The sequence below is a fragment of the Pseudomonas fluorescens genome, assembly GCF_041354075.1.
Taxonomy (GTDB): Bacteria; Pseudomonadota; Gammaproteobacteria; order Pseudomonadales; family Pseudomonadaceae; genus Aquipseudomonas; species Aquipseudomonas fluorescens_CE.
In genome coordinates this window covers 19,018-31,989 of sequence record NZ_JARZGC010000026.1, presented here as the reverse complement: position 1 = coordinate 31,989, position 12,972 = coordinate 19,018, and the positions used below count along the sequence as shown (strand labels likewise).

Here is a 12,972-nt window from a genome sequence, read left to right as displayed (position 1 = left end):
ACGCATTCCGGGGTGGGAGCGGGCTTGCTCGCGAAGAGGCCGTCAGCCGCACCGACACTCACATCCCATGCTGCTTGAGTAACCGCGCATAACTGCCGTCCGCCTTCATCTCGGCAATCTCCCGATCAAAGCCGGCGACGATCTGAGCATGTTGCGGATTTTTCAGGCTGACCAGAATGTGCAGGCTGTTTTCGCTCAGCGGCTTGGGCAGAAACTCCACCGAGTTGCGCACCTTGGCCGACTCGCGGGCCAGGTAGTACCGCGCGACGTATTCATCTTCCAGGGTCAGCTTGACCCGGTCGGCGGCGACCATGCGCACCGCCATCGCAAAGCTGTGCACCGGGACTTTCTGTAGCGCGGCATCCTCCTCGAAGGCCGGCGAATAGGCATAGCCGCGCACCACGGCAATGGGGTACATGTGCAGTTGCTGCAGGTTATTGAATTCGATGGGCGTGTCCTTGCGCTTGAGAAAGCGCACGCGATTGAGCAGGTACTCGCCGGAGAACTGTCCCAACCTGGTGCGTTCCTCCGCGTACCAGGCATTGACCAGCACGTCGTAACGCCCTTCGCCAATGCCCATCAACGCTCGGGCCCAGGGCACCTGTTCGAATTCGCTGGCGTAGCCGGCACGGGCCAGCGCGGTGGCGACGATGTCGGTGGCCAACCCGCCGTTGACCAGCGTGGCATCGGTAAAGGGTGGCCAGGCGTCGGCGACCAGTCGCAGCTTCTCCGCTGCCGCGTTTTGAGTCAGCAACAGCCATCCGATCAAGGCCAACGCTCGATGCAATCGCGGCATGCTCGAAAATCCTTAGCGGGCAGGCTGCCCACGTGTTTTCAGCCAAAACTCCAGGGCCCCTTACCGGCAAGACCCAGCTACTTACCTTAGTTCATAGAAGCCACCGCGCAGCGCATCGCTTCAGATTACACAAAGAAGACGAAACCGCACGAAATGAATGATGGCATTTTGGTCTTTCTCACAGATTTCTCCGCCATGCAGACATCCTTCGCCCGGACGCTTAGTATCGGAACCACTGATTCAAGGAAACGTGAAGATGACAATCGATTGGGTCTGCAAACACCACAGCGATCTGGGCAAGGAGCAGCTGTACGCCATTGTGCAACTGCGCGTCGAGGTGTTCGTGGTCGAACAGAAATGCGTCTACCAGGACGTGGATGGCCAGGACCTGGAGGGCGATACCTGCCACCTGATGGCCTGGGACGGGGATCGGCTGGCGGCCTACCTGCGATTGCTCGACCCAGAGCTGCAGGGCGGCGATGTGGTGATCGGACGGGTACTCACCGCGCCTGATTATCGCGGCAAGGGGCTGGGTCATGAGCTGATCGACCAGGCATTGAAGCAGGCTCAGAAGCGCTGGCCGGATGTGCCTATCTACCTGTCGGCCCAGGCGCATCTGCAGGGATACTACGGGCGCTACGGGTTTGAGGTGGCGGGTGAGGAGTATGTCGAGGATGGCATTCCACATATCGGAATGCGACGCTCTTGAGGACCCCATCGCGAGCAGGCTCGCTCCACAGTAATTGAATACAATGGAGATCCATTGTGGGCGCGAGCCTGCTCGCGATAGGCGTCCGATCTACCACGGCGAGAGCTAGGGATACTCCAACACCGCCTTGATCTGCCGCAGATGGCGCTCGATCCACCCACGATCGATCGCCCCCCACTCGCGAATCCGATAACGCCCGGCGTGGTTGCGCGCGCCCTCTTCCTGTTCGAACTCGCAGACAATGTCCAGGTCCGCCAGCGCCGCGATGGTGTCCTGAGCCGTGCGCCGGGGCATGCCCGTCACGTCGGTGAGGGCCGGTACACTGCTGGCCAGCCCGCTGTCGATCAGGTACGCCACGTACAGGCGACGATAGAAGCTGCTCTTGGTCTTGCTCACGTCCATCCACACACTCCTTGGCTACTGCATTTCCCGCCACGTCAGGTACACCCGCAGATCGAATTCCACCTGGTGATACCCCGGCAACATGTGCTCGCACAACTTGTAGAACGCCTTGTTGTGGTCCGACTCCTTGAAGTGCGCCAACTCGTGCACCACGATCATTTTCAGAAATTCAGCGGGTGCTTCCTTGAACAGCGAGGCAACGCGAATTTCCTTCTTGGCCTTGAGCTTGCCGCCCTGCACCCGGGAGATCGTAGTGTGCAGGCCGAGGGCGCGGTGCGTCAGGTCCAGGCGGTTATCGAACAACACCTTGTCGATGGCCGGGGCGTTACGCAGGTATTCCTGCTTGAGATCCAGGGCATAGGCGTACAGCGCCTTGTCGCTCTGCACATCGTGTTGTTGCGGATAACGCCGGCTCAGGTACTCGCCCAGCCGATCCTCGGCGATCAGCTGGCGCACCTGGTCCTGCAACGCAACGGGGTAGGCCTGAAGGTATTTCAAGGCAGTCATGGGGGGGGCAGCACATCAATTACGCAAAGTTCGCCAGTGTAGCGAATTCAGGCCGTCAGCGCGCTCCAGTCGAAGGGTTGCGCGAAGCCGGCGACGTCCTCAGCCACCATCGGGTGTGCCACCAGGAAACCTTGCACGTACTCGCAGCCATTGGCGCGCAGCCACTCATATTGCTCGACAGTTTCCACGCCCTCGGCGATCACCAGAATCGAGTATTGCTTGCACAGGTCGATCACATTGCGCACCAGCGCTGCGTCCCGGGATGAATCAGGCAAGCGGGCGATCACGTGGCGATCGAGCTTGAGTGTATCCAGCTCCAGGTCGCGCAGATGAGACAGCGAGCACGGCCCGGAACCGAAATCATCCAGCGCCACACGAACCCCCAGGTTGTGCAACAGCCGCAGTTGCTTGCGGGTTTCCTCGGGGTTTTGCATCAAGGCTTCTTCAGTCACCTCGACTTCCAGATGACAGGCCTGCAAACCATGGCGCTCCAGCACCTGGCGCAACTCGGTCACCAGGTTGGGCATGCCGAACTGCGTGCTGCTCAGGCTGATGCCAAGCACAAGGTCTTCGGCGAACCCGCTTTCCCACGCCTTGCGCTGTCCGGCGCCACGTTGATAGATCCAGGTGCTCAGACGGCTGATCAGGCGCGCCTCTTCCAGCAAGGGCAAAAACAGTCCGGGAGGCACATCGCCGACACTCGGGTGCTGCCAGCGCAACAGCGCCTCGAAGCCACGAATCCGTCCATCGTCGATGGCCACCTGGGGCTGATATACCAGGTTGAAATCACGGTTCTCGATGGCGCTGCGCACGCTTTCTTCGAGCATCAGCCGCGAACGGGCGCGACCGTTCATGTCGTGGTCATAGAAGCGATACTGCTGGCGGCCGGCACGCTTGGCCTCGTACATGGCGATATCGGCTGCGCGCAACAGGCCATCGAGGTTGGCACCGCAGTCCGGAAAGGTGGCGATACCGATACTGGCGCCCAGGGCGATATCCAGGCCGTCGATCTGTTGGCAGATCGACACCCGCTCGATGAGTTTCTCGGCAATCTTAGCCGCTTGCTCGGGGAACTCCAGATCAAGCAGGGCGGTGAACTCATCACCGCCCATGCGCGACAGAATGTCGAAGGGACGCAGGCAGGCTTTCAACTGCTCGGAGACCCAGCGCAGCACCCGGTCACCGGCGTCATGCCCGAGGGAGTCGTTGACCCGCTTGAAACCATCGAGATCCAGGTACAGCAACACCCAGGCACGCTCGCTACGCTCCCCGCGCAGCAGGAGGTTTTCCACGGTCTGGTAGAAACCCCGACGATTGAGCAGGCCGGTCAAGGGATCGGTGACCGCCTGGAATTCCAGCTGCTGATGCAGGTGGCGCACCACCGACATGTCCAGCACCGTCACCACCATCGCATGCTGCTCGGCGGGCAGCGGCGCGCAGGAAAGAGCCACAGGCACCTGCTGGCCGGCAGCGGTGCGCAGCAATGCGTCGTGCAGGCGAAAGGTTTCCCCGCGCTTGTAACCGCAGAACAGCTCGGAATCGGCCCAGACCGGAATATGCGGTTTTTGCAGAAAATCGAGGAATTCCCGGCCCTGCAGATCCTGCTGCGTGGCATTGAGCAGGCGCGACATGGCCGGGTTGGCAAAGCCGATCACCCCGCCTTCGTCGACCACCAGGATGCCCTCGGCGGCGTTATCCAGCACCGACGCATTGAAGGCGCGCGCCACCTCCAGGTCGTGGCTCAGGCGCTGCAAGGCGCGGCGATTGCGCTGGTGCTCCAGCAACGCCTGCACCTTGGGCTTGAGAATCTGCGGATCGAAGGGTTTGAACAGGTAATCCACGGCGCCGCTGGCATAACCCTTGATCACGGCGTCCTGGGACTGTTCGTTGGCGGTGAGGAAGATGATCGGCGTCAGGCGGGTTCGCTGGCTGCCGCGCATCAGCCGCGCGACCTCGAAACCGTCCATGCCCGGCATCTGCACATCCAGCAGCACCAGGTCGACATCATGCTCGAGTAGAAGGCTGAGGGCTTCAAAACCGGATGCAGCCGTCATCACCTGCCAATCCTGACGCTGCAGCAACGCCCGCATGCTGATCAGGTTTTCAGGGTAATCATCGACGATCAAAAGGGTTGAGGTGCCTTCGGCTGGCGTAGTTTGCGCGCATTCCATGCTGCTTCTCTTATCGGGACGTCGGCCGGTTTCTCATGAAAACCGGACAGTACAGAGCCTTCACTCTAGACCGGGAACTGCGAAAGCAGAAGCTGTCAGTCCGCCATCATTTAAACACAGCCTTCATTTACCGACTAACGGTCACCCCTGCAGCCCGCTAATCATGGGAAAGATGGCGTTTTAACAGGATTTTGACGTCATCCATCTGTCAGTCCGGCATTAACAAAAATTTCCTCTACGATTATAAAGGGCGCCCTCCAAGGCCCGTGCTAGAGCTTCTGGCACGTCCGTGCCGGAAAAACGTTGTGGAAATTTGCCTATGATCGACCTCGCATCCTGGAATCTCAGTGTTCCCGTCGGCAGCCCGCCGTACACCGTTGAAACCAACAAACTGGTGAAGGGATACAAGAACCAGTATTTCCATTCCAACACCGGCACACTGTTTTTCTGGTCGCCGGTGACAGGGACGCGCACCGAAAACGCCAAGTACCCCCGCACCGAACTGCGCGAAACCTACAGCAACGGCACCCTGAAAAACTGGTATTACCCCGACGCCGACAACTCCCTGCGCGCCACCCTGGCGGTGAACCAGGTGCCCAGCTCGGGCAAGATCGTCATCGGCCAGATCCACGCCTACGAAAGCCAGAAACCCATGGTCAAGGTCGAGTACCAGTACAAGACCGCCAGCAAGACCGGCAACATCGTCGCCAAGGTGCGCATGCACCCCGACGACGGCGAAGGCCGGGTCATCACCATCGCCACCGGGGTGAAACTCGATCAGGAGTTTTCCTACCTCATCCACCTCAGCCCCGGCGGCGCGCTCGGCATCAGCGCCGCCGGCTACCAGTGGGACACCAAAATCAGCGCGACCTGGCGCGTCAAGCCCCTGTACTTCAAGGCCGGGGTCTATGTGCAGGACAACACCGGGTACACCAGTGAAGGTGGCAAGGTGACGTTCAGCAAGCTGGATATTGATCACGACAAGTAGCGCACATGAACATCTCAACTGCTTCAGGTGATCACATAAGAGCGGAGAAAACTCAAAGCAACGACTCTACTGGGGGTTGCAGGCACCTGAGCCGCCGGATCGGGAGGTGTCGGCACACCCGGCGCGCTCGCTCCGAACTGTGCTACTTCTAGATCGTAGGTGCCCGGGACAATACCAAGACCGGGCCAAGAACTCGTGTTTATCTCCGCCCTGACAAAAATACCTCGGTTTCTGCGAATTGCACGAAACAAGGAATTATCATCAAGGTGTATTTTCAGAATCAACGTTGGGAAGAGCCCTGAATCTATCAGGAAAACCTCCAGTACATCGCCAACCCTGGTGGATTGTGGCAAGCAATACTCCAATGAAGCCCAGGATGTTTGCTTTACCTGCGAAAGTATTGCGGGCATGCTTCTTAAACGAGGAAACGCATAGACAGCATCGTCGAAGGCTTCCTCCATCAAGACGGCTGGCCCAAAAGGCAGCAGGCTCTGTGGAAACTGCGACACCTGAGCAATGTTCATTACTAGCCCACTCCGATGTTTAACACCCAAGTCTCTTGACTTACTTGATAAAACTACCGGTTACCCACGAATTTAGCACCTGTCAGAAGTTACAGGCCTTTATATAATTTTGTTCTATTCCTGATGGGTTTAGCAGACTTCAACTAGCTCTAACCAGTCGTTCGGGCCAACTAACTAATCAAGGCACCATAAAAAAACCCGCATTTCTGCGGGTTTTTATTGCTGGATGCTGAAGGCTTAGTTGACCTTGGCGTTCAACTCACCCTTCAGGTAACGCTGGTACATCGCTTCCAACGAGATCGGCTTGATCTTCGAGGCGTTGCCGGCGGTGCCGAAGGCTTCGTAACGGGCGATGCACACGTCGCGCATGGCGGTGACGGTGGCGCCGAAGAATTTACGCGGGTCGAACTCGCTCGGGTTGGTGGCCATCAGGCGACGCATCGCACCGGTGGACGCCAGGCGCAGGTCGGTGTCGATGTTGACCTTGCGCACGCCGTACTTGATGCCTTCGACGATTTCCTCGACCGGCACGCCGTAGGTTTCCTTGATGTCGCCGCCGTACTGGTTGATGATCGCCAGCCATTCCTGCGGAACCGAAGACGAACCGTGCATCACCAGGTGGGTGTTCGGAATGCGCTTGTGGATTTCCTTGATGCGGTCGATCGCCAGCACGTCGCCGGTCGGCGGCTTGGTGAACTTGTAGGCGCCGTGGCTGGTGCCGATGGCGATGGCCAGGGCGTCGACCTGAGTGCGCTTGACGAAGTCAGCGGCTTCTTCCGGGTCGGTCAGCATCTGGCTGTGGTCCAGAACGCCTTCGGCGCCGATACCGTCTTCTTCACCGGCCATGCCGGTTTCCAGCGAGCCCAGGCAGCCCAGCTCACCCTCTACCGAAACACCACAGGCGTGCGCCATGGCCACGGTTTGCTGGGTCACGCGCACGTTGTAGTCGTAGTCGGTCGGGGTCTTGCCGTCTTCGCCCAGGGAACCGTCCATCATCACCGAGCTGAAGCCCAGTTGAATGGAACGCTGGCAGACGTCAGGGCTGGTGCCGTGGTCCTGGTGCATGCACACCGGAATGTGCGGGAATTCTTCGATGGCTGCCAGGATCAGGTGACGCAGGAACGGTGCACCGGCGTACTTGCGCGCACCGGCCGACGCCTGGACGATCACCGGAGAGTCAGTCTTGTCAGCGGCTTCCATGATGGCGCGCATCTGCTCAAGGTTGTTGACGTTGAAGGCTGGAACGCCGTAGCCGAACTCGGCTGCGTGGTCCAGCATCTGGCGCATGCTGATAAGTGCCATTGTGTGTCTCTCTCCCGGTTTGGGTCGTTAATCGTGCCAGCCTGCCGGAGCGGCGGCGGCTATTCAAGTTTTTGCAGATCGGGGGTTGGTCCGGCCTGCCAATTCGGTGTTGCAAAATTCTGTACGTTACGCAGAACCCTGTGGGAGCGGGCTTGCTCGCGAATGCGATCTGACATTCAACATCGATGCAAGCTGACCCACCGCTTCGCGAGCAAGCCCGCTCCCACATTTGGTCCGTGGCGTTTCAGTTATTGCGCTTTACAGCCACGGCCAATCAAATCATTGGTGGCGACCCAGTAAACCAGGCCTTCATCACCTTTCATGTGAAACGCCAGCATGTCATTGCTGTACAGCACACCCGACGCACCTGGCTCCTCCTTCAGGCGATAGACCTGATCGGCGCCGCCGAGACGCACATCGACGGCCTTGCGACTGTCATCAGTGTAGCGCCAGAGCACTTTGGCCTGGCTGTCACAGGTCCAGGTGGTCCAGTTGTCCGTCGATTCGGCCGATTTGAACAGGTCGAAATTGGAGCAACCTGCCAGCAGTGCCAACGCCGTAATGGCGATAAACCCTTTCATCCGTGTTCCTCGACTGACGGCACACGCCGCCTGTCCTGAGTAAGGAGTCAGACCCGTCAAGGACAACCATGTTCCTTGGCGGGCGTCTGAGTTTCGTATTTGTCCAGGCCGTCGGGCCCGGATCGCTTGTTGATCACGGGATTGGTTTCCGCTTGCCAGTCAGCCTGGTAGCAGCCCTTTTCCACCGCCTGCGGTGCGGGCTCCGGAGTGGCCTTCGGAGAACTCCCGCAGGCCGCCAGCGCCCCCGCAACGATCAGCAATCCAAGCACCCTGACCATGTGAACACTCCCTTGCCGGGTCAATTCAACGACCTCAGGCCTTGGCCCGACTTTCCAGGACTTCAACGGCCGGCAGCACTTTACCTTCGACAAACTCGAGGAAGGCACCGCCACCGGTGGAGATGTAGGAGATCTGCTCGGCCACGCCATATTTATCGATGGCCGCCAGGGTGTCGCCGCCGCCAGCGATGGAGAACGCCGCGCTTTGCGCAATGGCCTGGGCCAACACTTTGGTGCCGTTGCCGAACTGGTCGAATTCGAACACGCCGACCGGACCGTTCCACAGGATGGTTTTCGAGGACTTCAACAGTTCGGCGAAATTCGCCGCGGTCTGTGGGCCGATGTCCAGGATCATGTCGTCGGCCGCCACGTCGGCGATCAGCTTGACGGTGGCTTCGGCGCTTTCAGCGAACTCCTTGGCGACCACGACATCCACCGGCAATGGCACGCTGACCTTGGCCGCGATGGCACGGGCGGTGTCCAGCAGGTCCGGTTCGTACAGCGACTTGCCGACCGGGTGACCGGCAGCGGCCAGGAAGGTGTTGGCAATGCCGCCGCCCACGATCAACTGGTCGCAGATCTGGCTCAGGCTGTTCAGCACGTCGAGTTTGGTCGAGACCTTGGAACCGGCCACGATGGCCGCCATTGGCTTGGCCGGCGAACCCAAGGCTTTGCCCAGCGCTTCCAGCTCGGCAGCCAGCAAGGGACCTGCCGCCGCGACCTTGGCGAATTTCGCCACGCCATGGGTCGAACCTTCTGCGCGGTGGGCAGTGCCGAAGGCGTCCATCACGAACACGTCGCACAGGGCGGCGTACTGCTGGGCCAGTTCGTCGGCGTTCTTTTTCTCGCCCTTGTTGAAGCGCACGTTTTCGAACAACACGATGTCGCCGGCCTTGACGTCAACGCCGCCCAGGTAATCGGCCACCAGCGGCACTTCACGGCCCAGCGCCTTGCTCAGGTAGTCAGCGACAGGCTTGAGGCTGTTCTCGGCAGAGAATTCGCCTTCGGTCGGACGGCCAAGGTGCGAGCAGACCATCACGGCCGCGCCTTTTTCCAGGGCCAGCTTGATGGTCGGCAGCGAAGCCAGGATTCGCGCATCGCTGGTGACAACACCGTCCTTGACTGGGACGTTGAGGTCTTCGCGAATCAGTACGCGCTTACCTTGCAGATCGAGGTCGGTCATCTTCAACACGGTCATGGGTCGCATTTCCTACTGTTTTGGAGAGCAGTGTTTTTGAGAGTCAGCTGATTGCAGATAGTGTTCTGCAACGTCCAGCATTCGATTGGCAAAACCCCATTCGTTGTCGAACCAGGCCAGGATGTTCACCAGCCGTGGGCCGGAAACGCGGGTCTGACTGGCATCGACGATCGCCGAATGTGGGTCATGGTTGAAATCACAGCTTGCATGGGGCAACTCGGTGTAGGCCAGAAGGCCCTTGAGCGGGCCGCTGGTAGCGGCGTCGCGCAGGATCCGGTTGACCTCGGCGGCGTCGGTGTCGCTGACGGTCTGCATCGTAATATCGAGGCAAGACACGTTCACCGTCGGCACGCGTACGGCTTTGGCCTGAATTCGCCCGGCAAGTTCCGGCAGCAGGCGTTCGATGCCGCGCGCCAGACCAGTGGACACCGGGATCACCGACTGGAACGCCGAACGGGTGCGGCGCAGGTCTTCGTGGTGATAGGCATCGATGACCGGCTGGTCGTTCATCGCCGAGTGAATGGTGGTGATCGACACGTATTCCAGACCGATGGCCTGGTCCAGCAGGCGCAACAGCGGCACGCCGCAGTTGGTGGTGCAGGACGCGTTGGACACCAGCAGTTCGTCACCGCTCAGGCAATCCTGATTCACCCCGTAGACGATGGTCGCGTCGACATCCGCCTCGCTGGCCATCGGCTGGGAAAACAGCACGCGGGGCGCACCGGCGTCGAGGAAACGCTGGCCGTCTTCGCGGGTGTGGTAGGCGCCTGAGCATTCCAGCACCAGATCGACGCCCAGCGACGCCCAATCGATGCCTTCGGGGGTGGCACTGCGCAAAACCTTCACGCAGTCGCCATTGATATGCAGACAATCGCCATCGACCTTCACCTCACCGGGAAAACGCCCGTGGGTGGAGTCGAAACGTGTCAGGTATTCGATACTGGCCATATCCGCCAGATCGTTGATCGCGACAATCTCGAACCCAGCCTTCTCGCCTCGCTCGAACAACGCACGCAAGACGCAACGACCAATCCGGCCGTAGCCGTTGAGTGCAACTTTGTAGGGACGCGGTTGAGGCATGGGGGTTCTCGATGGACGCAGGCAATCTCATAAACAACACAACCCCCCTGTAGGAGCGAGCATGCTCGCGATGGTCGCCAACGATAACGCGGGAAATCTGACTCCCCGCGGTGCCTGAGCCACCATCGCGAGCATGCTCGCTCCTGCAGAGGACGCGGCAGCCTGGGCCGCCGCGTTGTGCCTTAGTCTTCCAGCAGCTCTTCAGCCTGACCCAGGATGTTTTCCAGGGTGAAACCGAACTCTTCGAACAACGCCGACGCCGGCGCCGACTCACCGTAGGTGGTCATGCCGATGACGCGACCTTCCAGGCCCACGTACTTGTACCAGTAGTCCGCATGGGCGGCTTCGATGGCGATACGGGCACCGACCTGCAACGGCAGGACCGATTGTTTGTAGTCGGCGTCCTGGGCATCGAACACGCTGGTGCAAGGCATGGAAACAACGCGCACCTTGCGGCCCTGCTCGGTCAGCTTGTCGAAGGCCTGAACGGCCAGGCCGACTTCGGAACCGGTGGCGATCAGGATCAGCTCAGGCTCGCCCGCGCAGTCCTTGAGCACGTAACCACCACGGCTGATATCGGCAATCTGGCCGGCATCACGGGTTTGGTGCTGCAGGTTCTGACGCGAGAAGATCAGCGCCGAAGGGCCGTCCTTGCGCTCCAGCGCGTGTTTCCAGGCCACGGCCGATTCAACCGCGTCACCTGGGCGCCAGGTGTCGAGGTTCGGCGTGCAGCGCAGGCTCGCCAGTTGCTCGATGGGCTGGTGCGTCGGACCGTCTTCGCCCAGACCGATGGAGTCGTGGGTGTAGACGTGAATCACACGCTGCTTCATCAGGGCGGACATGCGCACCGCGTTGCGCGCGTATTCCATGAACATCAGGAAGGTCGCGCCGTAAGGCACCAGGCCGCCGTGCAGGGCGACGCCGTTCATGATCGCGGTCATGCCGAACTCGCGCACGCCGTAGTACATGTAGTTGCCACTGGCATCTTCCGCGCTGACACCCTTGCAACCTTTCCACAGGGTCAGGTTGGAACCGGCCAGGTCGGCCGAACCGCCGAGGAACTCGGGCAGCAGCGGGCCAAAGGCATTCAGGGTGTTCTGGCTGGCCTTGCGGCTGGCGATGGTTTCGCCCTTGGCGGCCACTTCGGCGATGTAGGCGTCGGCCTTGTCGCTGAAATCAGCCGGCAGCTCACCGCTCAGGCGACGGATCAGCTCGTTGGCTTCGGTCGGGAAGGCAGCGGAGTAGGCCGCGAAACGTTGGTCCCACTCGGCTTCGGCGGCGCGACCGGCTTCCTTGGCGTCCCACTCGGCATAGATGTCGGCCGGGATTTCGAACGGGCCGTGGTTCCACTTCAGCGCTTCGCGGGTCAAGGCGATTTCCGCGTCGCCCAGCGGGGCACCATGGCAATCTTCCTTGCCTTGCTTGTTCGGCGAACCGAAACCGATGGTGGTCTTGCAGCAGATCAGGGTTGGCTGCGCGCTCTTGCGGGCCGTCTCGATGGCGGTCTTGATCTCTTCAGGATCGTGGCCGTCGACATTGCGGATCACCTGCCAGTTGTAGGCTTCGAAACGCTTTGGCGTGTCGTCGGTGAACCAGCCTTCGACTTCGCCGTCGATGGAAATGCCGTTGTCATCGTAGAAGGCGATCAGCTTGCCCAGGCCCAGGGTGCCGGCCAGCGAGCCGACTTCGTGGGAAATGCCTTCCATCATGCAGCCATCACCCAGGAAAACGTAGGTGTGGTGGTCGACGATGTTGTGACCCGGACGGTTGAACTGCGCCGCCATGACCTTTTCTGCCAACGCAAAACCCACGGCGTTGGCCAGCCCCTGGCCCAGTGGGCCGGTGGTGGTTTCAACACCCGGGGTATAGCCGAATTCCGGGTGACCCGGGGTGCGGCTGTGCAATTGACGGAAGTTTTTCAGGTCATCGATCGACAGGTCGTAGCCAGTCAGGTGCAGCAGCGAGTAGATCAGCATCGAGCCGTGGCCGTTGGACAGCACGAAGCGGTCACGGTCGGCGAACGATGGATTGCTCGGGTTGTGCTTGAGGTAGTCACGCCACAGTACTTCGGCGATATCCGCCATACCCATCGGGGCACCGGGATGGCCGCTGTTGGCTTTTTGCACGGCATCCATGCTGAGGGCACGAATGGCGTTGGCACGCTCACGACGGCTGGGCATCGCTGATCTCCTAGGGTTTGAATAAAACGAAACGGAAAAAAGGCGAGCATTTTCCCTCACCGACCCGCCTCGGGGCAATGACAGATAGTCATCTGGAGGCGTTTTTCCGGTGGATAAATTCTCATTCGCCTGGTGAAACCTTTCCGCTGACGATTTGTAGAGTGACTCATCCCCTGAGAAGTGCCATCTATCGAGCAATATCAAAACTTTTTGATATTGCCCTTGCGATGCTTTCCGGCCGTCACTAGACTGCTGG

General features: G+C 60.1%; 13 protein-coding genes. 2 read left to right on the top strand and 11 right to left on the bottom strand.

What is annotated here, in order from left to right:
• Positions 1-58 precede the first annotated feature (58 nt).
• On the bottom strand, positions 59-796 hold the full coding sequence (locus QIW53_RS24185) for a substrate-binding periplasmic protein (RefSeq protein ID WP_371052079.1): 738 nt from the start codon (positions 794-796) through the stop codon (positions 59-61).
• A gap of 256 nt (positions 797-1,052) precedes the next feature.
• On the opposite strand from QIW53_RS24185, the gene QIW53_RS24180 reads away from it, so the two are divergent.
• Complete coding sequence (locus QIW53_RS24180; RefSeq protein WP_371052078.1) at positions 1,053-1,505, top strand: GNAT family N-acetyltransferase; 453 nt, start codon at positions 1,053-1,055, stop codon at positions 1,503-1,505.
• Positions 1,506-1,610: 105 nt separating this feature from the next.
• Here the strand turns inward: QIW53_RS24180 and QIW53_RS24175 are convergent, their stop codons facing one another.
• From QIW53_RS24175 to QIW53_RS24165, 3 genes are read right to left on the bottom strand one after another with little or no spacing between them, the layout of a single operon-like run.
• Positions 1,611-1,907, bottom strand: coding sequence for a winged helix-turn-helix domain-containing protein (locus tag QIW53_RS24175; RefSeq protein ID WP_371052077.1), 297 nt, complete (start codon positions 1,905-1,907; stop codon positions 1,611-1,613).
• A gap of 15 nt (positions 1,908-1,922) precedes the next feature.
• Entirely contained in the window at positions 1,923-2,414 is a 492-nt protein-coding gene (locus tag QIW53_RS24170; protein ID WP_371052076.1) for a M48 metallopeptidase family protein, read from the bottom strand.
• Positions 2,415-2,461: 47 nt separating this feature from the next.
• Entirely contained in the window at positions 2,462-4,585 is a 2,124-nt protein-coding gene (locus tag QIW53_RS24165) for a putative bifunctional diguanylate cyclase/phosphodiesterase (RefSeq protein ID WP_371052075.1), read from the bottom strand.
• A gap of 319 nt (positions 4,586-4,904) precedes the next feature.
• Between QIW53_RS24165 and QIW53_RS24160 the strand changes: the two genes are divergently transcribed.
• Entirely contained in the window at positions 4,905-5,573 is a 669-nt protein-coding gene (locus QIW53_RS24160; RefSeq protein ID WP_371052074.1) for a polysaccharide lyase family 7 protein, read from the top strand.
• A 23-nt stretch (positions 5,574-5,596) separates the two neighbouring features.
• On the opposite strand, the gene QIW53_RS24155 is transcribed toward QIW53_RS24160, so the two are convergent.
• The 7 genes from QIW53_RS24155 to tkt form a co-directional block, all read right to left on the bottom strand.
• Positions 5,597-6,097, bottom strand: a complete 501-nt coding sequence (locus QIW53_RS24155; RefSeq protein WP_371052073.1) for a hypothetical protein — start codon at positions 6,095-6,097, stop codon at positions 5,597-5,599.
• 237 nt (positions 6,098-6,334) lie between these two features.
• On the bottom strand, positions 6,335-7,399 hold the full coding sequence (gene fba / locus QIW53_RS24150; RefSeq protein WP_007913760.1) for a class II fructose-bisphosphate aldolase: 1,065 nt from the start codon (positions 7,397-7,399) through the stop codon (positions 6,335-6,337).
• A gap of 248 nt (positions 7,400-7,647) precedes the next feature.
• Positions 7,648-7,980 (bottom strand): MliC family protein, encoded by a 333-nt coding sequence (locus tag QIW53_RS24145; protein WP_371052072.1) that lies wholly within the window; start codon positions 7,978-7,980, stop codon positions 7,648-7,650.
• Between the two features lie 56 nt (positions 7,981-8,036).
• Positions 8,037-8,258, bottom strand: a complete 222-nt coding sequence (locus QIW53_RS24140; protein ID WP_371052071.1) for a hypothetical protein — start codon at positions 8,256-8,258, stop codon at positions 8,037-8,039.
• A 34-nt stretch (positions 8,259-8,292) separates the two neighbouring features.
• On the bottom strand, positions 8,293-9,456 hold the full coding sequence (locus QIW53_RS24135; RefSeq protein ID WP_371052070.1) for a phosphoglycerate kinase: 1,164 nt from the start codon (positions 9,454-9,456) through the stop codon (positions 8,293-8,295).
• A 12-nt stretch (positions 9,457-9,468) separates the two neighbouring features.
• On the bottom strand, positions 9,469-10,536 hold the full coding sequence (gene epd / locus QIW53_RS24130) for an erythrose-4-phosphate dehydrogenase (protein WP_371052069.1): 1,068 nt from the start codon (positions 10,534-10,536) through the stop codon (positions 9,469-9,471).
• A gap of 182 nt (positions 10,537-10,718) precedes the next feature.
• A complete protein-coding gene (gene tkt / locus QIW53_RS24125) occupies positions 10,719-12,716 on the bottom strand; it encodes a transketolase (RefSeq protein WP_371052068.1) in 1,998 nt (665 codons plus the stop codon).
• Positions 12,717-12,972: the final 256 nt, after the last annotated feature.